Annotated in this window: 22 protein-coding genes and 2 pseudogenes; 15 read left to right on the top strand and 9 right to left on the bottom strand. The window is 69.7% G+C overall.

The features are described from left to right. Nucleotides 1-307: 307 nt before the first annotated feature. Nucleotides 308-2167, bottom strand: coding sequence for an ABC transporter ATP-binding protein (locus tag OG194_RS14055; protein WP_327401206.1), 1860 nt, complete (start codon nt 2165-2167; stop codon nt 308-310). Then, a complete protein-coding gene (locus OG194_RS14050) occupies nt 2164-4098 on the bottom strand; it encodes an ABC transporter ATP-binding protein (protein ID WP_327401205.1) in 1935 nt (644 codons plus the stop codon). Before OG194_RS14050 ends, OG194_RS14055 begins: the two co-directional genes overlap by 4 nt. Nucleotides 4099-4304: 206 nt before the next feature. On the opposite strand from OG194_RS14050, the gene OG194_RS14045 reads away from it, so the two are divergent. The 4 genes from OG194_RS14045 to OG194_RS14030 are packed head-to-tail and all read left to right on the top strand — an operon-like array spanning nt 4305 to nt 7879. Beyond that, a complete protein-coding gene (locus tag OG194_RS14045) occupies nt 4305-5216 on the top strand; it encodes an ABC transporter ATP-binding protein (RefSeq protein WP_327401204.1) in 912 nt (303 codons plus the stop codon). Next, nucleotides 5213-5947, top strand: a complete 735-nt coding sequence (locus OG194_RS14040) for an ABC transporter permease (RefSeq protein ID WP_327401203.1) — start codon at nt 5213-5215, stop codon at nt 5945-5947. The genes OG194_RS14045 and OG194_RS14040 overlap by 4 nt, the downstream gene beginning before the upstream one ends. 26 nt (nt 5948-5973) lie before the next feature. After that, nucleotides 5974-7242, top strand: coding sequence for a sensor histidine kinase (locus OG194_RS14035; protein WP_327401202.1), 1269 nt, complete (start codon nt 5974-5976; stop codon nt 7240-7242). Then, nucleotides 7235-7879, top strand: coding sequence for a response regulator transcription factor (locus OG194_RS14030; protein ID WP_327401200.1), 645 nt, complete (start codon nt 7235-7237; stop codon nt 7877-7879). The genes OG194_RS14035 and OG194_RS14030 overlap by 8 nt, the downstream gene beginning before the upstream one ends. A 10-nt stretch (nt 7880-7889) precedes the next feature. Here the strand turns inward: OG194_RS14030 and OG194_RS14025 are convergent, their stop codons facing one another. Together OG194_RS14025 and glgX are read right to left on the bottom strand one after the other, a co-directional pair. Continuing rightward, complete coding sequence (locus OG194_RS14025) at nt 7890-9305, bottom strand: sulfatase family protein (protein ID WP_327401199.1); 1416 nt, start codon at nt 9303-9305, stop codon at nt 7890-7892. Nucleotides 9306-9473: 168 nt separating this feature from the next. Beyond that, a complete protein-coding gene (glgX, locus tag OG194_RS14020) occupies nt 9474-11774 on the bottom strand; it encodes a glycogen debranching protein GlgX (RefSeq protein ID WP_327401198.1) in 2301 nt (766 codons plus the stop codon). 152 nt (nt 11775-11926) lie between these two features. On the opposite strand from glgX, the gene OG194_RS14015 reads away from it, so the two are divergent. From OG194_RS14015 to OG194_RS14000, 4 genes are all read left to right on the top strand, one after another. Next, the gene (locus OG194_RS14015; protein ID WP_327401197.1) at nt 11927-13159 is read left to right on the top strand and encodes a L,D-transpeptidase; all 1233 of its coding nucleotides are present in this window, start codon (nt 11927-11929) and stop codon (nt 13157-13159) included. Between the two features lie 167 nt (nt 13160-13326). Further along, a complete protein-coding gene (locus OG194_RS14010) occupies nt 13327-14571 on the top strand; it encodes a L,D-transpeptidase (RefSeq protein ID WP_327401196.1) in 1245 nt (414 codons plus the stop codon). A 94-nt stretch (nt 14572-14665) separates the two neighbouring features. Further along, entirely contained in the window at nt 14666-15433 is a 768-nt protein-coding gene (locus OG194_RS14005) for an enoyl-CoA hydratase/isomerase family protein (RefSeq protein WP_327401195.1), read from the top strand. Nucleotides 15434-15741: 308 nt separating this feature from the next. Continuing rightward, the gene (locus OG194_RS14000; protein WP_033282803.1) at nt 15742-16245 is read left to right on the top strand and encodes an ATP-binding protein; all 504 of its coding nucleotides are present in this window, start codon (nt 15742-15744) and stop codon (nt 16243-16245) included. Between the two features lie 123 nt (nt 16246-16368). On the opposite strand, the pseudogene OG194_RS13995 reads toward OG194_RS14000, so the two are convergent. Then, a pseudogene (locus tag OG194_RS13995) lies at nt 16369-17198 on the bottom strand (IS5 family transposase). Nucleotides 17199-17470: 272 nt separating this feature from the next. Then, a complete protein-coding gene (locus tag OG194_RS13990; protein WP_327399358.1) occupies nt 17471-18658 on the bottom strand; it encodes an IS4 family transposase in 1188 nt (395 codons plus the stop codon). A gap of 178 nt (nt 18659-18836) precedes the next feature. Between OG194_RS13990 and OG194_RS13985 the strand changes: the two genes are divergently transcribed. From OG194_RS13985 to OG194_RS13975, 3 genes are all read left to right on the top strand, one after another. Next, entirely contained in the window at nt 18837-19628 is a 792-nt protein-coding gene (locus OG194_RS13985; protein WP_327401194.1) for a polysaccharide deacetylase family protein, read from the top strand. Next, nucleotides 19628-20806 (top strand): YVTN family beta-propeller repeat protein, encoded by a 1179-nt coding sequence (locus OG194_RS13980; RefSeq protein ID WP_327401193.1) that lies wholly within the window; start codon nt 19628-19630, stop codon nt 20804-20806. Before OG194_RS13985 ends, OG194_RS13980 begins: the two co-directional genes overlap by 1 nt. A gap of 107 nt (nt 20807-20913) precedes the next feature. Beyond that, nucleotides 20914-21522 (top strand): ADP-ribosyltransferase, encoded by a 609-nt coding sequence (locus tag OG194_RS13975; RefSeq protein WP_327401192.1) that lies wholly within the window; start codon nt 20914-20916, stop codon nt 21520-21522. Nucleotides 21523-21542: 20 nt separating this feature from the next. Here the strand turns inward: OG194_RS13975 and OG194_RS13970 are convergent, their stop codons facing one another. Beyond that, the gene (locus tag OG194_RS13970; protein ID WP_327401191.1) at nt 21543-22178 is read right to left on the bottom strand and encodes a GNAT family N-acetyltransferase; all 636 of its coding nucleotides are present in this window, start codon (nt 22176-22178) and stop codon (nt 21543-21545) included. A gap of 58 nt (nt 22179-22236) precedes the next feature. Here OG194_RS13970 and OG194_RS13965 point away from each other — a divergent pair, with 58 nt between their 5' ends. From OG194_RS13965 to OG194_RS13950, 4 genes and pseudogenes are all read left to right on the top strand, one after another. Further along, a complete protein-coding gene (locus OG194_RS13965; RefSeq protein ID WP_327401190.1) occupies nt 22237-23154 on the top strand; it encodes a MerR family transcriptional regulator in 918 nt (305 codons plus the stop codon). A gap of 48 nt (nt 23155-23202) precedes the next feature. Continuing rightward, entirely contained in the window at nt 23203-23415 is a 213-nt protein-coding gene (locus tag OG194_RS13960; RefSeq protein ID WP_033282798.1) for an EF-hand domain-containing protein, read from the top strand. Nucleotides 23416-23582: 167 nt separating this feature from the next. Then, a pseudogene (locus tag OG194_RS13955) lies at nt 23583-23831 on the top strand (FCD domain-containing protein); the annotation flags it as partial. Between the two features lie 141 nt (nt 23832-23972). Beyond that, entirely contained in the window at nt 23973-24632 is a 660-nt protein-coding gene (locus tag OG194_RS13950) for an NADPH-dependent F420 reductase (RefSeq protein WP_327401189.1), read from the top strand. A gap of 20 nt (nt 24633-24652) precedes the next feature. Here OG194_RS13950 and OG194_RS13945 read toward each other — a convergent pair whose 3' ends face one another. Together OG194_RS13945 and OG194_RS13940 are read right to left on the bottom strand one after the other, a co-directional pair. After that, nucleotides 24653-25210, bottom strand: coding sequence for a glycoside hydrolase family 25 protein (locus tag OG194_RS13945; protein WP_327401188.1), 558 nt, complete (start codon nt 25208-25210; stop codon nt 24653-24655). 35 nt (nt 25211-25245) lie between these two features. Continuing rightward, a complete protein-coding gene (locus tag OG194_RS13940; protein WP_327401187.1) occupies nt 25246-26286 on the bottom strand; it encodes a phosphatidylinositol-specific phospholipase C domain-containing protein in 1041 nt (346 codons plus the stop codon). Nucleotides 26287-26307 lie beyond the last annotated feature (21 nt).

Here is a 26307-nt window from a genome sequence, read left to right as displayed (position 1 = left end):
ACGTCCTCTGAAATGGGTAAGCGGAACCTTGTTCCGGTAACGATACGGAACGGGGTTCCGCTTCGCAAGCGGGGAGGGGGGAGGGGTGGGGGTGGGGGCTGAGGTGCGTTGGCGGCTTGCGGTGCGTTGTGGCTGGTCGCGCAGTTCCCCGCGCCCCTAAAAGACGCGGCGGGTCGGCATCTTCAGGGGCGCGGGGAACTGCGCGACCAGCCCCCACCGGCCGGCAGCCGAACAACCACGCAACGCGCGGAGCGTCGGGCCCGGGTGCGATCCATCGCCGCTTCCCGCCCCGCGCCGCGGACCCCGCTTACGCCAGGCTGTCCCGCCAGGCCCGGTGCAGATCCGCGAAGCGCCCCGTCCCCGCGATGAGCTCGGCCGGGGCGCCGTCCTCGACGACTCGGCCGTGTTCCATGACCAGGACCCGGTCCGCGATCTCGACCGTGGACAGTCGGTGCGCGATCACGACCGCCGTGCGGCCGCGCAGGACCGTCGACATGGCGCGCTGTACGGCCTGTTCGCCCGGGACGTCGAGGGAGCTGGTCGCCTCGTCGAGGATGAGGACGGCGGGGTCGGCGAGCAACGCGCGTGCGAACGCGACGAGTTGGCGCTGACCGGCCGAGATACGGCCACCCCGCTTGCGTACGTCCGTGTCGTAGCCGTCGGGCAGCGCGCTGATGAAGTCGTGCGCGCCGATCGCCTTCGCGGCCCGCTCGATCTCCTCACGCGGTGCGTCCGGACGGCCGATCGCGATGTTCTCGGCGACCGTGCCGGAGAACAGGAACGCCTCCTGCGTCACCATCACCACCCCGCGCCGCAGTTCGGGCCCGGACAACTCGCGCAGGTCGACGCCGTCGAGCAGGACCCGCCCGTCCGAGGGGTCGTAGAAGCGGGCGAGGAGCTTGGCCAGGGTGGACTTGCCCGCGCCCGTTGAGCCGACCACGGCGACCGTCTGGCCTGCGGGGAGGGTGAGGTCGAAGACGGGCAGCACCTCGCCGCCGGTGCGGTAGGCGAAGCGGACGCCGTCGAAGACGACCTCGCGGCCGGGCTGCTCCGACTCAAGTGCCGGGAGTTGGACGGGGGTTGAGGGTTCGGGGACGGTCGGGGTCTGGGCGAGCAGGCCCGCGATCTTCTCCAGGGAAGCGGCGGCCGACTGGTAGGAGTTGAGGAACATGCCGAGGCGGTCGATCGGGTCGTAGAGCCGCCGTAGGTACAGCACCGCGGCGGCCAGTACGCCCAACTCCAGTGAGCCGTCCGCGACCCGGGTCGCGCCCCACAGCACGATCGCCGCGACGGCCGTGTTGGCGACCAGGCGGGAGCCGGTGACATAGCGGGCCATCTCCAACAGGGCGTCGCCGTTGGAGCGTTCGTGCTGTTGGTTGAGAACCTGGAAGTCGGCGTCGTTCACGGCCTCGCGGCGGAAGGCGCGGACCGGGCGGATGCCGTTCATCGTCTCGACGAACTTCACGATCACGCGCGCGATCGCCGTGGACCGGATCGCGTACACCCGTACCGCGCGCCGCTGGTAGACCCGCACCAGCAGGTACAACGGCACGAAGGACGCCACCGCGACCGCGCCGAGGCCCAGGTCGAGCCAGAGCAGCATCGCCGAGATGTACACGAACGACAGGATGACCGTGATTAGCTCCTGGAGTCCCTCGCTGAGCAGTTCGCGCAGGGCCTCGATGTCCGTGGTGGAACGGGAGATGAGCCGGCCGGACGTGTACCGCTCGTGGAAGTCGATGCTGAGCGCCTGCGCGTGCCGGAAGATACGGCCGCGCAGATCGAGCAGCACGTCCTGGTTGACGCGGGCGGAGGCGCCGATGAACGCGTACTGGAGTCCGCCGGAGATCAGCGCGCAGAGCAGGTAGCCCGCCCCTACGGCGATCAGCGGGCCGTGGTTGTCGTCCCGGAACGCCGGTACCGCGCGGTCGATGGCGTACGCCACGAGGAGCGGGCCTACCTGTACGGCCGCCTGCTGGAGCAGAAGGAGGAGGGTTGTGACGGTGACGCGTGCCTTCATGGGGGCGAGCAGGGAGCGTAGGAGGGTGGCGGTCGCGCCTGGGGGAGTGGGCAGGGTGTCGTGATCGAAGGGGTCGCCTGCGGCGGGCCTGCGCGGGGGGTCCGGGGTGTTGTCGGTGGTGGGTGCCGATGTGGTGGGCGCGGTCATCGGGCGTCCTTCTGCTCACCGATCGGGTGGTTGTGAGTCTGCGGGCCGGTGGGGGCTGGTCGCGCCCCGCGGCGGAGCCGCATATCGACACCGCCCCGCGCCCCTTGGGGGGTCTCCTGCTCGGCACCAGACATCAGGTACGCGTACTCCGCGTTCGTCCGTAGGAGTTCCTGGTGGGTGCCGACGGCTGTGATGCGGCCTTCGGACAGGAGGGCCACGCGGTCGGCGAGCAACACCGTGGACGGGCGGTGGGCCACGATCAACGCCGTTGTGTCGGACAGGACTTGACGGAGGGCTGCCTCGACGGCGGCCTCTGTGTGGACGTCCAGTGCGGAGAGCGGGTCGTCGAGGACCAGGAAGCGGGGATTGCCCACCACCGCCCTTGCCAGGGCGAGGCGTTGGCGTTGGCCGCCGGAGAGGCTCAGGCCCTGTTCGCCCACCTGGGTGTCCGTGCCCTGGGGGAGGGCGTGCACGAAGTTGGCCTGTGCGACGGCCAGCGCTCGCTCCAACTCGGTTTCTCCTGCGGCCTTTTCCGCTCCCATGAGTACGTTCTCCCCGACGCTGGCCGAGAACAACGTCGGTTCCTCGAAGGCCACGGCGACGAGGGCGCGCAGCGATTCCCGGGGCATGGCGGTGATGTCCTCGCCGTCCAGTGTGATCTGGCCGGAGGTCACCTCGTGGAGGCGGGGGACGAGGGCGGTGAGGGTGGTTTTGCCGGTGCCGGTTGCGCCTACCAGGGCCATGGACTCGCCGGGTCTGATGTGTAGGTCTATGCGGTCGAGGGTGGGTGGGGAATCTGGCGGGGCGTCGGGGTAGCGGAAGGAGACTTTGGTGAAACGGATGCCGTCGTTTTCGGGTGCCGGTTCGTGGGGGCTGAGCGCGCAGTTCCCCGCGCCCCTTTGGGGCGCGGCCCTCAAAGGCGCTTCCTCCTCCCGGATTTCATCCATCACCTCGAAGAACCGCTCCGTCGCCGTCGCCGCCTCCTGGCTCATCGCCAGCAGGAAGCCGATCGACTCCACCGGCCATCGCAGCGCGAGTGCCGTGGACAGGAACGCCACCAACGTGCCCGCCGACAGCCCCCCGTCCGCGACCTGCACTGTCCCCACCACCAGCGCCGCCCCGAGTGCCAGCTCGGGGAGGGTCACGATGACGCCCCAGATCGTGGCCAGGAGTCGGGCCTTGTGGAGTTCGGTGCCGCGCAGGGTGCGGGAGAGGTCGCGGAAGGCGCGGGCCTGTGTGCGGTGGCGGCCGAAGCCCTTGATGATGCGGATGCCGAGGACGCTCTCCTCGACGACCGTCGTCAGGTCGCCGACCTGGTCCTGCGCGCGGCGGGCCACGTGCGCGTACCGCTGCTCGAAGATCACGCAGGTGACGATCACCGGTATGGCGGGCCCCAGGATGACCAGCCCCAGTGTCCAGTCCTGGAGCAGCATGATGATCACGCCGACCAGGATCGTCACCGCGTTGACCAGCAGGAACGTCAGGGGGAAGGCGAGGAACATCCGGAGCAGCATCAGGTCGGTGGTGCCGCGGGAGAGGAGCTGGCCCGAGGGCCATCTGTCGTGGAAGGACACCGGCAGGCGTTGCAGATGCCGGTACAGGTCCGCCCGCATCTCCGCCTCGACGTGTGACAGCGGCCTTGCGACCAGCCACCGGCGCAGCCCGAACAGGATCGCCTCCGCGAACCCGAGCAGCAGCAGATACAGCGCCCCTAGCCACACGCCCGCCGTGTCCCGGTCGGCGACCGGCCCGTCCACCATCCACTTCAGGACGAGCGGGAACACCAGGCCCGTACAGGACGCGACGACGGCGACCCCGGCCGCGGCGAACAGCCGTACCCGCACGGGGCGGACGTACGGCCACAGCCGCGCGAGCGTACGGACGGCGGACCGGTCGGAGTGGTCCTCGGCGGAGGCGGGTGTCGTGGTCATCACGGGCGAGCCTACGGACCACCACTGACAGTGCCCACCGAGTTTTGGCCGGACCGGGATCGGCCGTTGGTCCTACGACCTGGGTGTTCGAGGGGTCGTAGCGGCACATCGAGGGGAGTCGTAGTGGCGCATCAACCGATCGGTTGATGCGCCTTCGAGCGCGATGGCCGATGTGCCGGGACCGGCTCCGGCGGGACCCTCGGAACATGTCAGCCACTCCTGTCATCGAAGTCACCGCACTACGGAAGTCCTACGGCGGCCGGGCCGTCGTGGACGGGGTCTCGTTCGCCGTCGAGGAGGGCGAGATCTTCGGGATCCTCGGCCCGAACGGCGCCGGCAAGACCACCACCGTCGAGTGCGTCGAGGGTCTGCGGGTCCCGGACGCGGGCCGGGTCCGCGTCACCGGACTCGACCCCGTCGCCGACCACGCGGAGGTCGCCCGGGTCCTCGGCGCCCAGCTCCAGGAGAGCGAGCTCCAGGCCAAGCTCACCGTCCGCGAGGCGCTGGAGCTGTACGCGTCCTTCTATCCGCACCCCGCCGACTGGCGGCCGCTGGCCGAACGGCTGGGCCTGACCGCGAAGTTGACCACCCGGTTCGCCAAGCTCAGCGGCGGGCAGAAGCAGCGGCTGTTCATCGCGCTCGCGCTCATCGGCAATCCCCGCGTCGTCGTTCTCGACGAGCTCACCACCGGGCTCGACCCGCGTGCCCGCCGTGACACCTGGCAGCTGATCGAGGACGTGCGGGCGAGCGGGGTCACCGTGCTGCTCGTCACCCACTTCATGGAGGAGGCGCAGCGGCTGTGCGACCGGATCGCCGTGATCGACAAGGGCCGGGTGGCCGCCCTGGACACCCCGGACGGGCTGATCAGGCGCTCGGCGGGCTCCACCGTCATCAGCTTCACGCCCTCCGCGGCACTGGACGACGGTGACCTGAACGCGCTTCCCGCGCTCACGTCCGTCACGCGCAAGGACGGCCGGATCACGCTCTCCGGCTCCGACGAGACCGTCAACGCCGTCATCACGCTGCTCGCCCGCAACCACATCACCGCCCACCAACTCCGCGTGTCCGACGCCACGTTGGACGACGCGTTCCTGGACCTGACGGAGGTCTCCGCATGAACACCGCAGTCCTGCGCACCGAGGTGAAGCTCTTCCGCCGTGAACCGGGCGCCCTCTTCTGGATCCTGCTGTTCCCCACCCTGCTGCTGGTGATCCTGGGTTCCATCCCCGGCTTCCGCGAGCACGACGCCGACCTCGGCGGCCTGCGCACCGTCGACGTGTACGTCCCGGTCGCCGTCCTGCTCGGCATGATCGTCGGCGCGCTCCAGTCGATGCCGCAGAACATCACCGGCTACCGCGAACGCGGCATCCTCCGCCGCATGTCCGCCACCCCGGTCCGCCCGACCGCCCTGCTCGCCGCGCAGATGGTGGTCTACGGCGCGGCGGCCCTCGTCTCCGCCCTGCTCGCGCTGATCGTCGGCCGGCTCGCCTTCGACGTACGCCTGCCGAAGCAGCCCGGCGGCTACCTCCTCGCCCTGCTCCTCGCGATCCTGGCCGCCCTCGCGCTGGGCTCCGTGGTCTCCGCGCTGTCCCGGACGACGAAGATCGCGGGCGCCATCGGGTCGGCGGTGTTCTTCCCGATGATGTTCTGCGCGGGCGTGTGGCTCCCGGTGAACGCCATGCCCGACGTCATGGCCCGCATCGTCGGCTACACCCCGTTCGGCGCCGCCGCCGAGGCCCTGAACAGGGCGGCGGCGGGGAACTGGCCGGGTTGGACCCACCTGGGCGTGCTGGTGGCGTGGACCGTGCTGCTCACGGCGGGCGCGTCCCGCTGGTTCCGCTGGGAGTAGGGGAGTCGGCCGTGCAGACTGGGGAGATGACCACGAGGGACCGGCAGATCGAGCGGCGCTGGGAACAGTTGCACACATGGGGGCCGTACGGGCTGCTCGGGATCAGTGTCGTCCTCGCGCTCGCCTCCTCCGGTCTGTTCGACCACTCCGCCGCCCAGTGGTGGATCGGCTGGTCCCTGGCCGGCGCCGCGCTCGTCCTCCAGCTGTGGTGGCACGGCACCCGCTCCCGCCGCCCCGACCGCGGCCGGACCCCGTCGCGGGCCGGAACGGCGTACTACGTCGTCCGCTGGGCCATCGCCTTCGTCCTCACCTGGATCGACCCGTTCTTCGCGTTCTACGCCGCCTCCGGCTTCATGGACGCCGACGAACTGATCCCGGGCACGGTGGCACAGCGGGTCGGACTGTTCGCGAGCGCGGTCACCGTGGCCGGAGCGCAGGCCGGCGGGCTGCCGTTCGGGAGCGGGCTCCAATGGGTCCTCTTCGTGGCACTCGTGGCCGCCAACTCCGGTCTGCAGATGGCGATTGCGCATCTCACCCAGCAGGAGTCGGAGCGCTCCCGCGAGCGCAACGAGACCATCACCGAACTCGAACGCACCAACACCGCCCTGCAACAGGCCCTCGACGAGAACGCCGCCCTGCACGCCCAACTCCTCGTCCAGGCAAGGGAAGCCGGGGTCGCCGACGAACGCCGTAGGCTCGCCGCCGAGATCCACGACACCATCGCCCAGGGCCTGACCGGCATCATCGCCCAGCTCCAAGTCGTAGCGAACGCACCCGACTTGACGACCGCCCGCACGCACCTCGAACGCGCCTCCGCGCTCGCCCGGCACAGCCTCGGCGAGGCCCGCCGGTCCGTGCAGAACCTCGCGCCCATCGCCCTGGAGAACGACGGACTGCCCGAGGCCCTGAAGAACACGGTCGCGGAGTGGGGCGAACGCACCGCCGTCCGCGCCGAGTTCACCGTCACCGGCATCACCGAGCAGCTCCACGACGAGATCTCGGCGACCCTGCTGCGCATCGCCCAGGAGGCGTTGTCGAACGCGGCCCGGCACGCCCGGGCAACCCGCGTCGGCGTGACCCTCTCCTTCCTGGGGGACGAGGTCATCCTCGACATCCGCGACGACGGTCAGGGCTTCGACCCGCTGGCCCTCCCCGAACGCACCCGCACCGGCGGCTTCGGCCTCGACGGAATGCGCGCCCGCGCCGAACGCGTCGCGGGCTCCCTCACGATCGAGGCCGAGCCCGGTCACGGCACGGCCCTGTCGGCTCGCGTACCGTTGGTCCGCCATGAGTGACGAGTTGCTGATCTCCCTGCTGATCGTCGACGACCATCCCGTCGTACGGGACGGTCTGCGCGGCATGTTCGAGTCCGCGCCCGGATTCCGCGTCCTGGGCGAGGCGTCCAATGGCGTCGAGGCCGTGGAGCGGGCCGCCGACCTCGACCCCGACGTGATCCTGATGGACCTGCGCATGCCGGGCGGCGCGGGCGTCGACGCCATCCGCGAACTGACCCGCCGCGCCGCCCGCGCGAAGGTGCTCGTCCTGACGACGTACGACACCGACTCCGACACCCTCCCCGCGATCGAGGCGGGCGCGACGGGCTACCTGCTGAAGGACGCCCCGCGCGACGAGTTGTTCACCGCCGTCCGCGCGGCGGCGGAAGGCCGCACGGTCCTCTCTCCCGCCGTCGCCTCCCGCCTGGTCTCCGCTGTCCGCGGCCCCCAGGCCCCCGGCAACGAGCCGCTCTCCGCCCGCGAACGCGAAGTACTGGTCCTCGTCGCCAAGGGGACGTCCAACCGCGAGATCGCCCGCGAACTCTTCATCAGCGAGGCGACCGTGAAGACCCATCTCACCCACCTGTACGGCAAGTTGGGGGTCAAGGACCGCGCGGCCGCCGTGGCGGTGGCGTACGACCGGGGGATTCTCGGCTGACCAGCGGGTTCTAGGCGGCCGGGTACGGCAGCAGCCCGGCGTTCGTCCTCTCCCAGGCCGCCTTCAGCTCGGCGAGCAACTCCGGCTTGTCGGGGGCGAGATCGGCCTGTTCACGGATGTCGGCGCCGAGGTCGAAGAGGTGGTCGTCGCCGTCCTCGTCCTGGTAGTACTTCCAATCGCCGCGCCGCAGCGCCCGGTTGGCCCGCACCCGCCAGAACAGCTCCCGCTCGGACGGCTGTTCGCCCTTCAGCAGGTAGCCCGCGAGGCTGGTGCCGTCCAGCGGGTACGCCGGGTCGGGGCGGGCTCCGGCCAGCTCTAGGAAGGTCGCCGTCCAGTCGGGGGAGAAGTTCGGCTCGTGGCTGACCTGGTTGCCGTCGACGCGATGCGGCCAGCGGACGATCGTCGGGACCCGGATGCCGCCCTCCAGCAGGGAGGACTTCTCGCCGCTCAACGGCCAGAGGTACGACCAGCGTTCACCGCCGTTGTCGCTGGCGAAGTACACCAGCGTGTTCTCCTCCTGCCCGGACCGGCGCAGCGCGGTGAGCACCTCGCCGACGGCCGCGTCGAGGCTCTGCACCATCTCCGTGTACTTCGCGACCGACCCGCCGTCGTTGTGCAGCAGCGCGGCGGTGACCCCGGCCGGGGTCTTCGCCGCCCGGATCCTCGCCGCGATCTCGGCGCCGGTCTCCTCGTCGCCCTCCGCGAGCCAAGGCCAGTGCGGGGTGGTGAAGTTGAGGTTCAGCAGCCACGGCTCGTCGTGTTTCCGGCCGACGTACTGGACGGCCCGCTCGGTCAGCACCTGCGTGTAGTAGCGCAGGTCCTTGTAGGTCGCGTCACCCTCGTACAGGTCGTAGTCGCCGAGCTGGCCCAGCTTGGAGAAGTACTCCAGTACGCCCCCGTGGTTGCCGAAGAACTCGTCCCAACCCGACTTCGTGGGGCTGTAGTCGGGCAGCCAGCCGCAGTGCCACTTGCCGATGAGGGCGGTGGAGTAGCCCGCCTTCTTGAGGAGGGAGGCGAGGGTCGGGTGGCTCGGGTCGAGCCCCTGCGTCTTGTTGGCGATCGGTTCGGCCAACCCGCCTGGTGTACGGCCCGGGTAGCGCCCGGTGTAGAGGCTGAACCGGGTCGGGGAGCAGGTCGCGGAGCCGGAGTAGGCATCGGTGAAGCGCACGCCCTGCCGGGCCAGCCGGTCCAGGTTCGGCGTCTTGATGTGCGGGGCGCCGTAGGAGGAGAGGTCGGCCCAGCCGAGGTCGTCGCCGAGGATGACGAGGAGGTTGGGGCGCTTGCCGGAGGCGGCGGGGCGGGCCGTGAACGGGCGCTCGGCGGGGGCGGATTCGGCGGCCTCGGCGGTGGTGGCCGTACCGGCGACGGCGGTGACGGCACCGCCACCGACCAGGCCGCCGAAGGCGCGGCGGGATATCTCGGGCATGCGAGGTCCTTGTGGGGAAGACGGCGGGAGGCAGCGGAAGCCGTGGGGGGCACCCTCCATGTGATCACCGGGCCCGCCCCAAGCCCAGCCATCCGCCCGGGAGTTCACGGACCTGAAACGTCACCCCGGCCGGAACTCGCTGGAACTCGCCGGAACCCCGCTCGCCCCTCAGCCCACCACCTTCAGCAACAGCACAGCCCGCGCCGGCACAGTGATCGCCGCCCCCGCCCGATGCACCACCCCCGGCGCCTCCCCCTGCTCCTCCCGTGACGTGTCGACGACCACCTCGTACCGCTCCGCCCACGGCGGCCCCGGCAGCACGAAGCTCACCGGCCGGTGGCCCGCGTGCAGGACGGCGAGGAAGCTGTCGTCGACGATGGGGGCGCCGCGTTCGTCACGGCCGGGGATGTCCCGGCCGGAGAGATACATGCCGAGGGTGGCGGCGGGCGCGTACCAGTCCCGTTCCGTCATCTCCGTGCCGCGCTCGGTGAACCAGGCCAAGTCCCTTATGCCGTCCGCCGAATGGGCCCGCCCGGAGAAGAACGCCCGGCGCCTCAGCACCGGATGGCGGTGGCGCAGGTCGATCAGGCGGGCGGTGAGGTCGGTCAGCGCCGCCCAGCCGGGGTCCTCCCGCAGGCCCCAGTCCACCCAACTGATCTCGTTGTCCTGGCAGTAGGCGTTGTTGCTGCCCCGCTGTGTCCGCCCCAGCTCGTCACCCGCGACCAGCATCGGCACGCCCGTGGAGAGGAGGAGGGTGGTGAGGAGGTTCCTCAACTGCCGTCGCCGCAGCGCTTTTACGCGCTCGTCGTCCGTCTCGCCCTCGACCCCGCAGTTCCAGGAGCGGTTGTCGTCGGTGCCGTCCCGATTGCCCTCGCCGTTGGCCTCGTTGTGCTTGCGCTCGTACGACACCAGGTCCCGCAGGGTGTAACCGTCGTGCGCCGTGATGAAGTTGACCGAGGCGTAAGGGCGACGGCCGCCCCACGCGTACAGGTCACTCGACCCCGACAGGCGGTACCCGAGGTCCCGTACGTCCGGCAGCGCGCCCCGCCAGAAGTCCCGGACGGCGTTGCGGTAGCGGTCGTTCCACTCCGTCCACAGGGGCGGGAACGCGCCGACCTGGTAGCCGCCCGAGCCGACGTCCCAGGGCTCGGCGATCAGCTTCACCCGTCGTAGCACCGGGTCCTGGGCGATCACCGCGAGGAACGGGGACAGCATGTCGACGTCGTGCATCGAGCGGGCCAGTGCGGCGGCGAGGTCGAAGCGGAAGCCGTCGACGCCCATCTCGGTGACCCAGTAGCGCAGGGAGTCGGTGATCAGCCGGAGCACGTGCGGCTGGACGACGTGCAGGGTGTTGCCGCAGCCGGTGTAGTCCGTGTAGCGGCGGGCGTCGCTCTGGAGGCGGTAGTAGCCGCGGTTGTCGATGCCCTTGAGCGACAGCATCGGGCCCAACTCTCCCGCTTCCGCCGTGTGGTTGTAGACCACGTCGAGGATGACCTCGATCCCGGCCTCGTGCAGCGCCCGCACCATCCGCTTGAACTCGCCGACCTGCTGCCCCGCCGTACCGGTCGCCGCGTAGCCCGCGTGCGGGGCGAAGTACCCGATGGAGTTGTAACCCCAGTAGTTCTTCAGACCCCTGCGCAACAGATGGTCCTCGTGCGCGAACTGGTGCACGGGCAGCAGCTCTACGGCCGTCACGCCCAGCTTCACCAGGTGCTCGATCGCCGCCGGGTGCGCCAACCCGGCGTAGGTGCCCCGGAGTTCCTCGGGTATCCCGGGGTGCAGCTTGGTGAAGCCGCCGACGTGGAGTTCGTAGATCACCGAGTCCGCCCACGGTGTCTTCGGGCGGCGGTCGTCCATCCACTCGTCGTCGGTGGTGTCGTCGTGGACGACGACGCCCTTCGGGACGAACGGCGCGGAGTCGCGGTCGTCGCGCACGGTGTCCGCGACCTGCTGCTGCGGCCAGTCGCGGACGTGCGCGTACACCTCGGGCGGCAGCCCGAACTCGCCGTCCACCGCACGGGCGTAGGGATCGAGGAGCAGCTTCGCCGGGTTCCAGCGGGCGCCGGTCCACGGGTCCCAGCGGCCGTGCACCCGGAAGCCGTAGCGCCGGCCGGGCAGCACACCGGGCAGGAAGCCGTGCCAGATCTCGTGTGTCAGCTCCGTCAGCGGGACCTTGGTCTCCCCTCCTTCTGGGCCTTCCGCGTCGAAGAGACACAGCTCGACCGCCTCCGCACCTCCCGCCCACAGCGCGAAGTTGGTGCCCGCCACCCCGTCCGGGCCGACCCGGTACCGGGCCCCCAACGGCATCGGCGTCCCCGGCCACACGGGCACCGGCGGTCCCGTGTGCGGGGCGCCGTTCAGGACGGGCGCGGCGCGTTGCGACGGCACGGCCTCCACCACGCGCTCCATCGGCACGCCGTCGTCGACGTGCCCCTCCTGCACGGCCTCCTGCTCGGCTGCGCTCGACACCGTCCGGCCTCCTGCGGCTCATGGAACGACGAGGTGAAGACCGCGCGACGTCCCGGTCGCGAGCCCCTGTCCTGTCATCCTCCCCACTGTTCTGCCCAGAGCTTGGGTCGCACTCACGTTTCCCCGGAGCGTGCCCGCTCGTTGGGCACCCCGTGAGGCATGCACAAGGGCGCGCGAGGCGCGCAGGGGTCGCACTGGCCGCCGTACTGACATGGGCAGGACTGCTGGCCGGAGCCACCGGCTGTACTTCGGACGGCTCGGGCGGGGGCGGTATCGGCGAGATCTTCGGCAAGGCACCGGCGCCCGAGGATGTGATCCGGATCTCGCCCGACGACGCCGCCAAGGGCGTCAAACCCGACGAGCGGCTCGTGGTCCGGGTGCCCAGCGGGCGGCTGGAGTCCGTGCAGGTGGTGAAGGCGCAGGACGCCCAGGACACCCCCGTCCCCGGCCACATCTCCGACGACGGACTGCGCTGGGAGCCCGAGGACGGGAAGCTCGCGCTGGCCGCCGAGTACACCGTCGACGCGGTCGCCCTCGACGGCGACGGCCGCCGCTCCGCCCGGCACACCACCTTCACGACCTACGTCCCCGACGAACGGTTCATCGCCTACGTCACCCCGGAGAACCGTGCCACCGTCGGCACCGGGATGATCGTCTCCCTCGGCTTCAACCGGGACATCGAGAACCGGGCCGCCGTCGAGCGCGCGATCCACGTCACCGCGAAACCGGCCGTCGAGATCCGCCCGCACTGGTTCGGCAAGACCCGCCTCGACCTCCGCCCCGAGACCTACTGGAAACCCGGCACCCAGGTCACCGTCTCCCTCCGCCTGCGGGACGTGGAAGGCGCACAGGGCGTCTACGGCCTCCAGTACAGGACGTTCTCCTTCACCGTCGGCCGCAGCCAGGTCTCCCTCGTCGACGCGGCCAAGCACACGATGGAGGTGCGGCGCGACGGCGACCTGCTGGCCACCGTGCCGATCACGGCCGGCGCCCCCGGGAAGACCACGTACAACGGGAAAATGGTGGTCATGGAGATGCTGGAGGTGACCCGTATGAACAGCCGCACGGTCGGCTTCGGCGGCGAGTACGACATCCCCGACGTCCCGCACGCCATGAAACTCACCGACTCCGGCACCTTCCTGCACGGCAACTACTGGGCGCCGACCGCCCCCGGACGCGTCAACGTCAGCCACGGGTGCGTGGGGTTGAGGGACGTCAAGGGCGGCAGCTCGGACACCCCGGCCGGGTGGTTCTTCGACCGCAGCATCGTCGGGGACGTCGTCGAGGTCGTGCACAGCAACGACAAACAGGTCGCTCCGGACAATGGCCTCGGCGGGTGGAACATGGGTTGGAAGGAGTGGAAGGCGGGCAGTGCGCTGAGGTGACCCGAGAAGGGGACGGGTCCCTGTGCCAGGCGGCAGTTGAAGTTGCGACCGAACGGTGACATTCGCCTGACATGAAGCTCAAAACCTGGCGGTTAATATGCGCGGACGTGCACGTCAGATGCGCGAAGGGGTGCGGGCCGGACCGGGCCCGGCGAGGGGAGAAAGTCTTGAACGTGCGACCGATATCGGGGGCGTCGGTTGACGCGCGCGGCCGGAGAAACAAGGGACTGCTGGCGCTGATACTCGGCGTGCTGCTGCTCGCCGTCACCGCGTGCGGAGGCGGCGGTTCCAACTCCGGGTCCGGCTCGGGCGACAGCAAGGCCAAGGGGTCGGACACGGCCGAGACCAAGCAGTCGCAGGCCGTCGTCACCATCGCCCCGAAGAACGGCTCGAAGTCCGTCGACACCAGCGGCGCCCTCAAGATCAGCGCCGCGAAGGGCAAGTTGACCGAGGTCGAGGTCAAGGACACCGACGGCACCAAGGTCTCCGGCGCGATCACCGGCGGCGGTGCGAGCTGGACGCCGGCGACGCACCTCTCGGCCTCCACCAAATACACCGTGCACGCGGTCGCCAAGGACTCCGACGGCCGGGTCGCCGCCGAGGACTCCAGCTTCACCACGCTGACCCCGAAGAACACCTTCATCGGCGACTTCACCCCGGAGGACGGCTCCACGGTCGGCGTCGGGATGCCGTTCTCGGTCAACTTCACCCGGGGCATCACACACCCCGACGACGTGAAGAAGGCCATCACCGTCACGACCGTGCCGGCCGTCGACGTCGAGGGCCACTGGTTCGGCAACGACCGCCTCGACTTCCGCCCCGAGAACTACTGGAAGTCCGGCACCAAGGTCACCGTCAAGCTCAACCTCGACGGCGTCGAGGGCCGCCCGGGCGTCTACGGCAAGCAGACCAAGACGGTCTCCTTCACCATCGGCCGCAACCAGGTCTCCGTGGTCGACGCCAAGAAGCACACCATGAAGGTCACCCAGGACGGCAAGACCGTCAGGACCATCCCGGTCACCACCGGCAAGCCCGGCTACGACACCTGGAACGGCCAGATGGTCATGAGCGAGAAGCTCGAAGTGACCCGGATGAACGGTGAAACGGTCGGCTACGGCGGCGAGTACGACATCAAGGACGTCCCGCACGCCATCCGCCTCACCAACTCCGGCACCTTCATCCACGGCAACTACTGGGGCGGCGGCGCCTTCGGCAACTACAACGCCAGCCACGGCTGCGTCGGCCTCCAGGACGTCAAGGGCGGTTACAGCAGCAGCGTTCCGGCCGCCTGGTTCTACAACCACTCGATGATCGGCGACGTGGTCGTCGTCAAGCACTCCAACGACGAGACCGTGGCGCCGGACAACGGGCTCAACGGCTGGAACATGTCGTGGGCGAAGTGGAAGGCGTAAGTCTCCAGTCGACAATCATTAGTTGATGTACGGGCCCGGTGCTGTGACACACAGCACCGGGCCCGTTGTCGTTAGCGGCGGTTAACCTGCCCCCATGACCGTGAATCTCGAAGTCGCCGAGGGCGTCGGCACCATCCGCCTCGACCGCCCGCCGATGAACGCGCTGGACGTCGCCACCCAGGACCGCCTCAAGGAACTCGCCGAGGAGGCTTCGCGTCGCGACGATGTGCGGGCCGTGGTGGTCTACGGCGGGGAGAAGGTGTTCGCGGCGGGTGCGGACATCAAGGAGATGCAGCGGATGGACCATGCGGCGATGGTCGTACGGTCGCGGGCGTTGCAGGAGTCGTTCACGGCGGTGGCCCGTATTCCGAAGCCGGTGGTCGCGGCGATCACGGGCTATGCGCTGGGCGGGGGTTGCGAGTTGGCGTTGTGCGCGGACTATCGCATCGCCGCCGACAACGCGAAGTTGGGGCAGCCGGAGATTCTGCTGGGGTTGATTCCGGGGGCTGGTGGCACGCAGCGGCTGGCGCGACTGATCGGTCCCTCGAAGGCGAAGGACCTGATCTTCACGGGGCGGATGGTCAAGGCGGACGAGGCGCTCGAACTGGGCCTGGTGGACCGGCTGGTGCCCGCCGCCGACGTGTACACCGAGGCGCACGCGTGGGCGGCGAAGCTCGCGCAGGGGCCGGCGATCGCGTTGCGTGCCGCGAAGGAAGCGATCGACACCGGGTTGGAGACGGACATCGAGACCGGGCTGGCCGTCGAACGCACGTGGTTCGCGGGGCTGTTCGCGACCGAGGACCGTGAGCGCGGGATGCGGAGCTTCGTCGAAGAGGGCCCCGGCAAGGCGAAGTTCCGCTGAACCGGACTGGCAAGCTCCGATGAACCGGACCGTCAAATACCGCTCAACCACTTGCAATTGACGTGATGTCTCATACGGGCCTCTCGGCGGGGCAGTTTATGGGAACCTTAAAGTGACCTTAAGCCTGCCTTGCCGAGGGAGCCTGTCGATTGCCTCTAACAGAGCCTTCACCGCAGGTCGGAGGGGCTGTCGCAAGCCCTGAAATGACACTGGCACATGCCGATCGGATGTCGCGGAACGGGGGCTTCCGGGGGGCGTATTCCTCCGGAACCGCCCCGGAGCCCGTTCGGGGCGGCCATGATGGACGCATGGCGGGGCTGGAAGGTATCGGACAGCCGCGGGGACAAGGCCGTGCGACCGCGGCGCGCTGGTCGCCTGCGGTCGAGGACGAGCGGGCGCTCAAGGCGATCGAGTTGTTCGGCAATCCGACGGAGGCGGAGGTTCCGCTGCCGTCCCGTCCGGAGTCCGCGGCGACGGCCCGCCGGCTCACCCAGATCGTCGTTCTGCGGCACTGGGGGCTCAGCCCGAAACTGACCGAGGACGCCGTCTTACTTGTCTCGGAGCTTGTCGGAAACGCCGTACGGCACACGGGTGCGCGGGTGTTCGGGCTGCGGATGAAGCGGCGGCGGGGGTGGATCCGGGTCGAGGTGCGTGATCCCTCGCGTGGGTTGCCGTGTCTGATGCCGGTTCAGGAGATGGATCTGAGCGGGCGGGGGTTGTTCCTCGTCGACAAACTCTCCGATCGGTGGGGCGTCGATCTGTTGCCGCGTGGGAAGACGACGTGGTTCGAGATGCGGGTCTCTGATCGTTGAGGGAACTGGCGTGATGCCGGGATAGGTTGTCGGTTTTCTGCGGCGCCGCTGTGGCTGGTCGCGCCCACGCGGCGGAGCCGCAAATCGATACAGCCCCGCGCCCCTAGGAGTTGTCTTCAAATGTCACGCCCACATCAGGAGCGATGCGAGGGTGACGGCTGCCTGGTAGGACTCGGCGGTCTTGTCGTAGCGGGTAGCGATGCCGCGCCACTGCTTCAAGCGGTTGAAGCACCGTTCCACGACGTTGCGTCGCTTGTAGAGCTGCTTGTCGAAGACCGGCGGGCGCCCGCCTCGGCTGCCGCGCCGGAGCCGGTTGCGGACCTGGTCGGACCGCTCGGGAATGGTGTGACCGATGCCCCGCCGCCTGAGCCACGTGCGGATGGCCCGGGAGCTGTAGCCCTTGTCGCCCAGCACATGGGCGGGCCGTGTGCGGGGCCGTCCCGGGCCGATGCGGGGCACCCGGATGGTTTCCATCATGGCGGTGAACTGGGTGCAGTCGTTGGTGTTGCCGCCCGTGAGGGTGAAGGCGAGCGGGCGGCCCACGCTGTCGCAGGCCAGGTGGATTTTGCTGGTCAGGCCGCCTCGGGAGCGTCCGAGGCCGGGACTGCGGGCCCCCTTTTTCGGGCCCCGGCGGCGTGCTGGTGGGCGCGGACGACGGTGGAGTCGACCGACACCAGCCAGTCAATGTCCCCGGCCGCGTCGGCGTGCGCCTGGGCGGCCCGGAGCATGCGCTCGAAGGTGCCGTCCAGCGCCCACCGGCGAAAGCGGGTGTGCAGGGTGGCCCACGGGCCGTACCGCTCGGGCACGTCCCGCCAGGCCGTCCCGGTACGGAACTTCCACACGATCCCGTTCAGCACCCTGCGGTCGTCCAGCCGCTTCCGGCCCCGCAGCGACACCGGCAGCAGCGGCCCGACGAACTCCCACTCGGCATCGGACAGTTCATGGCGACGTATCACCCCACCATGATCCACCACTCAAGATCTTTTGAAGACACGGCCTAGGGGCAATGCCGTTGCTTTACTGGGCTGTTGGTCTCGGTGGGCGGATGGTGACGGCGTCGTCGTGTGTTCTGGTGGGCTGGGGCCAGGCACGGTGCTCGGCCCGTTTGAGCAGGTAGTTGGACATCTTGCGCTTGACGACACGGGGCTGGCTGCGGAGCCGGCGCGGTGGCAGCAGCGTGGTCAGCAGGTCGTCGCGGAGCCGGACCAGCGCCGTGATCAGGTGCTCAGGGGGAAAAGATGCCGGGCGCGACGGTGACGCTGCGGCGGGCCGCACGCAGGGTGTCGGTGAACGAAAGCCGGTCCGGGTCGATGCCGTGGACGGCAGCGGTTCTGGATATCAGGGACCTCAGGGCGTGGTGGACCAGCAGGTGGGCCCAGATCTGCTGGCGCACGCCGTCGGGGGTCTTGCTGGCCAGGACGACGTGGGGGCCGCGCTGATGGGTCTTGATCTCGTCGAAGACCGACTCGATCTCCCACCGCTGGGCATACAGGGCCGCGAGTTCGGCCGCGGGGAAGCGTTCCGGATCGAGGAGGTCGGTGACCAGGCGGTAGTGCGTGTTCTGGGTGCTCGCTCCGCCGTCGGACAGCTGATAGGCGAGCACCCTCACGCGCACCGGATCGCGTTTCTTGCCGTCGGTGCCTGCGTGCAGGCGACTGAGCCAGGAGCCGTCGGGAAGGAGTTCCTGCACGGGCAGGACCCGGTTGGCCGACACCCGCCACAGCAGGTGGGCGCCGGTGGCGGTGAACGCTCTCCACAACGGCACCCCCAGGAACTCCCGGTCGGCCAGGACCAGCATGTCCGGCCCGGTGGAGCGGACCAGGCAGGCGGCGAGGGTGAGTTCACCGACCCGGCAGCCGGCCAGTTCCGCATCCAGCACGGCATGGGTGCCGCACTCGACCAGAGCGGCCATCCGCACCTGCGGGAACGCTGACCTGTCCGGGCCGCGGGTGTTGCCGGGACGGCCGAACTCCTGGTCGTTCGCGGCAGTGTCGGCGGCATCCCAGCAGGTGCCGTCCACCGCCGTCAGCCGCAGCCCGCGCCAGAACGCGCCCGGTGTCTCCTCATCCGCCAATGGACGGACGGTGGCCGCGAACAGCACCCGCAGGGGCTCGGAGCCCAGTCGGCCACGGGCCCTGAACAGGGAGGACTTCGCCGGGATCCGCCAGTTGCCCCACAGCCCGCACGCACGCAGTCCGTCGGTCAGATGCCGCAGCACCTCCAGATACGGAGCGGGCGAGAACAGGGCCAGACCGAGAACGAAGTACACCACCACCCGAGCGGGAAGCAGCCGTCTGCGCTGCTCGGTCCGGCCGCACGCAGCGACCACCCGATCCACCAGACCCGGCGGATACACCCAGGTCAACAATCCAAGACCGGATAACTCCGGGACACTCTCCGCCACCGGCACCACCCCCGACGCCCTGCCAGCAGGCTACGCCGCCAACTAAAGCAACGGCATTGGGCCTAGGGGGTGTCGCTGGGCCGGAGTTGACGGCTGCGAGCCCTGTCGCGGGTCTTCGTTCTCGGCGCGACCCGTGCGGGTCCCCCGTACGGGTTAATGCCCCGGTTTCTTACTCGGCGCCCCTTAAATGGGGCGGGTGACCACGACCGACCGCCGTACGGCGTTGCGTGCGGGTGCCGGGCTTGTCGCCGGGGGCGCTCTTGCCGCCGGGTGTGCCACGACCGGCTCCACCGCACCTGCCGCCGCCCCCGCCAGCGGACCCGCGCCCGCCGCCAGGGCGACGCCGCTCACCGCACCCGCCCCCCGCGCCTTCCCCCAGCAGCCCGCACAGATCACCCACGGACCCCGCGACCGCCCCGACATCGCGCTCACCTTCCACGGGCAGGGCGACCCCAAGATCGCCACCGCCCTTCTCGCCGAGGCGGAGAAACGCGGCGCACACGTCACCGTCCTCGCCGTCGGGACCTGGCTCGACACCCACCCCGAGATGGCCCGCCGCATCCTCGACGGCGGCCACGACCTGGGCAACCACACCCAGCGGCACATCGCCGTCAACACCCTGTCCGAGGCCGACGCGCTGGCCGAGATCACCGGTTGCGCCGACCGCCTCAAGCGGCTCACCGGCTCGATCGGCACCTGGTTCAGGCCCTCGCGCGCCCCGGCCGCGTCCCCGCTCGTCCAGCGCCTGGCCCACCGCGTGGGCTACCCGCACGTGCTGTCCTACGACGTCGACTCCCTCGACTTCACCGCGCCCGGCGCCCCCGCCGTCACCCGCAAGGTGCTCGCCGAGGTCCGCAACGGGTCGGTCGTCAGCATGCACTTCGGGTACGCCGACACGGTCGCCGCGCTCCCCGCCGTACTGGAAGAACTCCACCGCCGCGGACTCCGCGCGGTGACGACCACGGAGCTGCTGAGCTGATGCGACACATCCCCCTCACCCGCGCCCTCGTCGCCGGGATCGCCCTCGCCGCCCTCGCCGGCTGCGGCTCGCAGGACCATGCCGACGAGGCCCTCGGAACCCAGGCCGCGCTCCAGCCGCAGCAGCAGAAGAAGGCGCAGGTCGCTCGGGCGCTGCCCGGAATGCCGCCGGTGCTCGACCCGGCGGACGTGTACGCGGCCGACCGCCCCAACCGACTCTCCCCGGTCGTACGGGACTTCCCGTCCCGGGTCTACGTCCCCAACACCAACTCCAACACGGTCTCGGTGATCGACCCGAGGACGTACAAGGTCGTCGAGACCATCCCGGTCGGCGTCCAGCCCCAACACGTCGTCCCCTCCTGGGACTTGAAGACCCTGTGGGTCAACAACGACCGGGGCAACACCCTCACCCCGATCGACCCGCGAACGGGCAGGGCGGGCAAGCCCGTTGACGTGCACGACCCGTACAACCTGTACTTCACGCCCAACGGCAGGTACGCGATCGTGATGGCCTCGCTGGACCGGCAGTTGGTGTTCCGGGACGCGCACACGATGAAGACGGTGAAGGCGGTCCACGTCGGCTGCTACGGCGTCAACCACGCCGACTTCTCCCCGGACGGGCGGTACTTCATCGTCTCCTGCGAGTTCAGCGGTGAGCTGCTGAAGGTCGACACCGAGAAGATGAAGGTCATCGGGCAGCAGAAACTGCCGTTCCACGGCTCCATGCCGCAGGACGTCAAGATCTCGCCGGACGGCAAGAAGTTCTACATCGCCGACATGATGGCCAACGGTATGTGGGTCCTGAACGGCGACACCTTCGCCAAGCCGGACTTCCTGCCCACCGGCAAGGGCTGCCACGGCCTGTACATCAGCCGGGACTCGCGCGAGATGTACATCTCCAACCGCGGCGAAGGCACCATCTCCATCTTCGACTTCACCAAGAACAAGCTCACCAAGAAGTGGCACCTCCCCAACGGCGGCAGCCCCGACATGGGCGGCGTCTCGGCCGACGGCAAGGTCCTGTGGCTCTCCGGCCGCTACAACTCCGAGGTCTACGCCATCGACACCCGCACCGGCACGCAGCTCGCCCGCATCAAGGTCGGTGGCGGCCCGCACGGCCTCGCGGTGTACCCGCAGCCGGGCCGCTACTCCCTGGGCCACACGGGCATCTTCCGCTGAGACCAATAGGAGTGCGCTGAATATCGGCTGAAATCCGGTCAGTTGGACACGCCCTATCCGGGTGATGATCCGCGACTCGGCGCCGCGGAACCGGGATCGTGCCCCGCATGATCACGATTCACCTGCGGCGACGAGTCGCTGCCGCCGCCCTGTCCCTCGCGGCCGTCTTCGCCACGACCGCCGCCACCGTTCCCGCCCGCACGACCCACACCCCGACCCGGGCCGCCGCACCGTCCTGTCCCGTGGTCGCCGACCCCGCGATGGCCGCCGTGGACCAGCGCGTGGACATCAGCCGCATCACCCCCGACCCGGTCTGGCGCACCAGCTGCGGCACCCTCTACCGCAGCGACAGCCGCGGCCCCGCGATCGTCTTCGACCAGGGCTTCGCCCCCAAGGACGTCGTCGACGGCCAGTACGACATCGAGAAGTACGTCCTCGTCAACCAGCCCTCGCCGTACGTCTCGACGACGTACGACCACGACCTGTACAAGACCTGGTACAAGTCGGGCTACAACTACTACATCGACGCCCCGGGCGGTGTGGACGTCAACAAGACCATCGGCGACACTCACAAGTGGGCCGACCAGGTCGAGGTCGCCTTCCCCGGCGGTATCCAGCGGCAGTACGTCATCGGCGTCTGCCCGGTCGACAAGAAGACCAAGGTCGAGATCATGAGCGACTGCGAGAGCAACCCGAACTACCGCCCCTGGCACTGACGCCCAGCAGGCACTGACGCCTAGGACGCGCTGAGCAGCACCGCCTCCGACCCCACCGGACGGTAGCCCGCCGCCAGGAACGCCCGCATGCTGCGGGCGTTCCCCGGTGCGACCTGCGCCCACAGCGGCTCGGCGGTGAGGTGGCGGGCGGCGGCCACCAGGGCGCGGCCCAGCCCCCGGTGCCGTACGTCCTCGTCGATCTCGACGGAGACCTCAAGGCGGCCCCCGACCCCGCGGCCCAGCACCACCACGCCGCCCTCCGTCGTCCACGCGCGGACGTCGTCGCGCCGGCCGCGGGCGTACACGATGCGCGGATGATCGCCGTCCGTGATCTCCCGCAGGGGGAGCGGGGGTTCGCCCGGCAGCGGGGTACCCACGAGCATCGCGTCGATGGTCTCCGCCCTACGGCCCGTCCGGTCGAGCAGGGCCATCAGGAACCATGGGTTCATCGGTGCCGCGAGCGCGTCGCACGGCACGGCGGCGAGGGTGTCGTGGACCCACCGCGGGTCCTCGTCGATGAAGACGACGGCGTGCGCGGTGAAGGCGAGCACCCCCGCGTCCCGCTCGGACATCTGCGGCACGACGGTCACGCGGCCGTCCGCCGGCGGGAGGTCGTCCCGGGCCACCGCATCGAGAATGTCCCGAAGAGTCTCCATCACCAAGCTCCTTGCGCCGCTTGAGTCTCCACCCACTGGAAGGCCCACACTCACAGACATGATCGACGACGGCACCGGACTCCTCACCATCGGGGAGCTGGCCAGAGCCACCGGACTGACCGTGCGCACCATCCGCTACTGGTCCGACGAGGGCGTCCTCACCCCGGTGACCCGCTCCGCGGGCGGCTATCGGCTCTACGACGCCGAGTGCGCCGCCCGTCTCGAACTGATCCGCACCCTGCGGGAGTTGGGCCTCGGTCTGGACGACGTGCGCAAGGTGCTGGCCGGTGAGGCGACGGTCGCGGAGGTGGCCGCCGCGCATGTGGTGGCACTGGACGCGCAGATCAGGTCGCTGCGGGTGACCCGTGCGGTGCTGTCGACCGTCGCGAGACGCGGTTCGACCGCGGAGGAGATGACGTTGATGAACAAGCTGGCACGGCTGTCGGCGGCCGAACGCAGGCGGATCATGGAGGAGTTCGTGGAGGAGCTGTTCCACGAACTCGACGCCGTCGATCCGTGCATCAAGGAGCGGATGCGCTCCATCGCGGTGGACCTGCCCGACGATCCGACCCCCGAACAGGTCGACGCCTGGGTGGAGTTGGCGGAGATGGTGCAGGACCCGGAGTTCCGGGCGCAGATGCGCAAGGCCGTCGAGTTCAACGCCTCGGACCAGGAGCGCGCCGCCGTCCGCGGCCGGTCCACCTGGTTCCCCATGCGGTTGGTGCAGCTGGGCGCGGAGGCCAGGGAGCGGGGGATCGCCCCCGGGTCGCCGGAGGCGGACGCGATCCTGCGGGAGGTGCTGGGCGAGGGCGGTGACCCGGCCGTCGTACTCGAACGGATGGAGTCGGCGTCCAACGAACGGCTCGCCCGCTACCGGGAGTTGCTGGCCACGGTGAAGGGTGGCGGGCCCGCGGCGGCGCACCGGCCGGAGTTCGCGTGGGTGGTCGCCGCACTGCGGGCGCGCGCGGCCGGTTAGTCTGACGTCCGTCAACAGGCGGTAAAGCGTTACGAAGGGGCGGATCCGGTGGCGGACATCGAGGAAGCACGCAAGCATTTCCAGCGGATCGACACGGACGGTGACGGTGTCATCACCGCGGCCGAGTTCAAGACCGCCCTGGCCCAGGGAGGCGACTGGAACGTCACCGAGACGGTCGCCGAGGCCATCATCAAGAGCCGGGACCTCAACGGTGACAAGGTCCTGTCGTTCGACGAGTTCTGGGCCCACCTGAACAAGTGACCCGAGAGTGATCTTCGTCTGAGCGGAGGGGGCGCCCGTCCTACGGTGGACGGGCGCCCCCTCCGTCATGTCCGGCGGTGAGTCATGGCCTGCGGTGCGGCGACTGCTCCTGATCCGTACGCTCCAGCGGCCCTCGTGCCGTTCCAGGACCAGCGGCAGGTCGAAGCACTCGCGTCTACGAGGTGCGGATGGGCGTCGAGGTCCAGGCGGCCCGGCTGGCCGCGAGCCGTCGTACGCCCGAGGACGTGACGGCGACGGAACGCGCGCTGGAGACCCGCCGGGCCGCCTCCGGGGCGGACGACATCGCGTTCGTCGACGCCGACATCGCGTTCCACGCGGCCGTGGTCGCCGCCGCCCACAACCCCGTACTCGCCGATGTCTTCGGCCAGTTCACGCCAGTGCTGCGGGAGGCGCTGGAGGATCCGTTCGGGGAGTAGGTTCCGCGGGGGCGGCGTCACTCGTACGGCGGAGGGCCCGGAATAGGTGATGGCCCCCCGGGGTTGCAGCCAGCCAGAAGCATGCGCATGCATGGAATCCGGATCGGCGAAGGGTCTGTCATGAAGATCGGCATCATCGGCGCGGGCAACATCGGCGGCAACCTCACCCGGCGGCTCACCGCGCTCGGGCACGACGTCTCCGTAGCCAACTCGCGCGGCCCGCAGACACTCACCGAACTGGCCGAGGAGACGGGCGCGACGCCCGTACCGGTCGAGGAGGCGGCGAACGGGGCCGAGGTCGTCGTGGTCACCGTCCCGTTGAAGGCGGTCCCGAACCTGCCCAAGGGCTTCCTGGACGGCGCCGCGGAGAACGTCGCCGTCATCGACACCGGCAACTACTACCCCGGGCGCGACGGCCGCATCGCCGCGATCCTCGACGACGACCTCACCGAGAGCCGCTGGACCGCGCGGCAGATCGGCCACACCGTCATCAAGGCCTTCAACGGCACCTACGCCCAGGACATCCTGGACCGCCCGCGCCCGTCCGGCGCCCCCGACCGCCTCGCCCTTCCGGTCTCCGGCGACGACGAGGCCGCGAAGCGCACGGTCCGGGCCCTGATCGACGACCTCGGCTTCGACACGGTCGACGCGGGCACCCTCGACGAGTCCTGGCGGCAGCAGCCGGGGACGCCGGTGTACGGGCTGCGGGAGGGCGTGGACGGCATCACGAAGGGGCTGGCGGAGGCTTCGCGGGAGCGGACGGGGGACTTCAAGGGCTGACCGGCCGGCTCACACGACCGTCAGGCGTCCTTCGCCCACGTCTGCAAGGACGCCTTGGTCGTGAAGTCCGCGACGTCCTTGTCGTGGGGGTCCGACGTGTACTGGTGGAACTTCCAGTCCGCCTTGATGCGGGGCTTGCCGGCCGTGACGTAGTCGGCGATCCAGAGGCCGTCGCCCGCGTAGGACGTCTTGTCGATGGTGAGCCAGAAGTTGCGGTTCGTGTACAGGAGGACCCGGTTGTTCGGGCGGAGGGACTTCACCTTGCGGATGAAGCTGTCCTTCTCGGCGTTCGTGGCGTGGGTGCCGTCGCCGGTGGTCTCCCAGTCGACGGCGAGCAAGTCGCCTGCTTTTTCGGGGGCCTTGCTGACGAAGTACTCTGCCTGGGCCGTGATGCTGCCCGGCCAGAGGAAGTGGTAGAAGCCGACGACCAGTCCCGCGTCACGGCCCGTCTTCGTCTGGGCGGTGAGTCTGGGGTTGACGTACGAATGGCCCTCCGTCGCCTTGATGAAGACGAAGGAGGAGCCGTCCGTGTCGTACGCGGTGGACTGGAACGCGCTTACGTCGATGCCATGCAACATGGGGGACTTGTGCCCCGTCCCCGCTATCCGGAACCTCAGCTTCTGGTGGCCGCCGAGGACAGGACCGACGCCGACTTCGACGACCAGTCAGAAGTGATCACGCTTGCGTGGTCCGCCGCCAATAGTGCCAATTTGGCGGCGACTTCGTCGTCCGTGGGGGCCGTTGAGGAGATCGCCGGGGCCACCGCGTACGCGTCCGTCATGATCAGGATGTAGTGGTTCGTGGAGTAGAACGACGTGTCGTAGCCGTTGTTGACGTAGGTCGCCGCGTCGCCGTCGAAGAAGACGAACCAGGGGCGGATGGACGTGTCCGACGTCCAACGGGTCGCCCTGGGATCGCCGTTGGCCGCGCCCAGTACCGCCGGGAAGGCCTGCGCCTGCGCGATCGTGCCGGCCGCGTACAGGTCGCGGAGATGGTCGCCGTACTCCTGGTCCGTCCAGTAGTGGTCGAACGGGTTGGCCTGCTCGACCGTGCCGGGGATCAACTCGAAGATGAACTTGCCCTTGAGGGCGTCACGTGAGGGCCACGCGTTCGCCTGGGCCGCCGCGTCGAGCGTGGAGTAGGACGAGCCCAGCAGGTCGGACGGCTTGTAGACGCTGCTGCCGAGCTTCTGCGAGACCAGGGTGTCGAAGGCGGTCGGGCCCAGGCCGATGGTCTGGTTGAAGCCCACCTTCATCTCCACCTTGATGATGACGGGAGCGTGGTCCGGGTGCAGGGTGTTCCAGGCGGCCATGTTGTCCAGGCAGCTGCCGAGGTCCTGGTCGCGGTCCTTGCTGTACAGGTCGGCGGGGGTGCTCGCGTACTCGCAGTTGTTGTCGTTGGAGAACAGGTCGCTGTGGCTGACCCGCCACCGCTTGCTCAAGCTGTCCACGTAGACGTCCAGTTCGAGCAGCGAGGCCCCGGAGTCCAAGGCCTGCGCCCAGTACGTGTACTTGTCCTTCTCGTACGCGTTGTGCGTCCCGATCGTCGTCGTCTCGGAGAACTTCGCCGCCGCCGCATGGGCATTGCCCGCGGCCCCCGTCACCAGCAGGGCGGCGGTGCCCAGCAGTGCCGCCAGCCGTCTTATCGCCTTCATGAGTGTCAAGTCCCCTTCGCC

The organism is Streptomyces sp. NBC_01288, assembly GCF_035982055.1.
Taxonomy (GTDB): Bacteria; Actinomycetota; Actinomycetes; order Streptomycetales; family Streptomycetaceae; genus Streptomyces.
This window is presented reverse-complemented; position numbering and strand designations above follow the sequence as displayed.

Coding starts and splice junctions, on each gene's coding strand:
- OG194_RS14025 (WP_327401199.1), bottom strand. CDS start 9,305: ATGCCCGAGATATCCCGCCGCGCCTTCGGCGGCCTGGTCGGTGGCGGT.
- OG194_RS14055 (WP_327401206.1), bottom strand. CDS start 2,167: ATGACCGCGCCCACCACATCGGCACCCACCACCGACAACACCCCGGAC.
- OG194_RS13965 (WP_327401190.1), top strand. CDS start 22,237: ATGATCGACGACGGCACCGGACTCCTCACCATCGGGGAGCTGGCCAGA.
- OG194_RS13980 (WP_327401193.1), top strand. CDS start 19,628: ATGCGACACATCCCCCTCACCCGCGCCCTCGTCGCCGGGATCGCCCTC.
- OG194_RS14035 (WP_327401202.1), top strand. CDS start 5,974: ATGACCACGAGGGACCGGCAGATCGAGCGGCGCTGGGAACAGTTGCAC.
- OG194_RS14005 (WP_327401195.1), top strand. CDS start 14,666: ATGACCGTGAATCTCGAAGTCGCCGAGGGCGTCGGCACCATCCGCCTC.
- OG194_RS13940 (WP_327401187.1), bottom strand. CDS start 26,286: ATGAAGGCGATAAGACGGCTGGCGGCACTGCTGGGCACCGCCGCCCTG.
- OG194_RS13985 (WP_327401194.1), top strand. CDS start 18,837: ATGGGGCGGGTGACCACGACCGACCGCCGTACGGCGTTGCGTGCGGGT.
- OG194_RS14045 (WP_327401204.1), top strand. CDS start 4,305: ATGTCAGCCACTCCTGTCATCGAAGTCACCGCACTACGGAAGTCCTAC.
- OG194_RS13975 (WP_327401192.1), top strand. CDS start 20,914: ATGATCACGATTCACCTGCGGCGACGAGTCGCTGCCGCCGCCCTGTCC.
- OG194_RS13970 (WP_327401191.1), bottom strand. CDS start 22,178: ATGGAGACTCTTCGGGACATTCTCGATGCGGTGGCCCGGGACGACCTC.
- OG194_RS14050 (WP_327401205.1), bottom strand. CDS start 4,098: ATGACCACGACACCCGCCTCCGCCGAGGACCACTCCGACCGGTCCGCC.
- OG194_RS13945 (WP_327401188.1), bottom strand. CDS start 25,210: ATGTTGCATGGCATCGACGTAAGCGCGTTCCAGTCCACCGCGTACGAC.
- OG194_RS14000 (WP_033282803.1), top strand. CDS start 15,742: ATGGCGGGGCTGGAAGGTATCGGACAGCCGCGGGGACAAGGCCGTGCG.
- OG194_RS14030 (WP_327401200.1), top strand. CDS start 7,235: ATGAGTGACGAGTTGCTGATCTCCCTGCTGATCGTCGACGACCATCCC.
- OG194_RS14040 (WP_327401203.1), top strand. CDS start 5,213: ATGAACACCGCAGTCCTGCGCACCGAGGTGAAGCTCTTCCGCCGTGAA.
- OG194_RS13950 (WP_327401189.1), top strand. CDS start 23,973: ATGAAGATCGGCATCATCGGCGCGGGCAACATCGGCGGCAACCTCACC.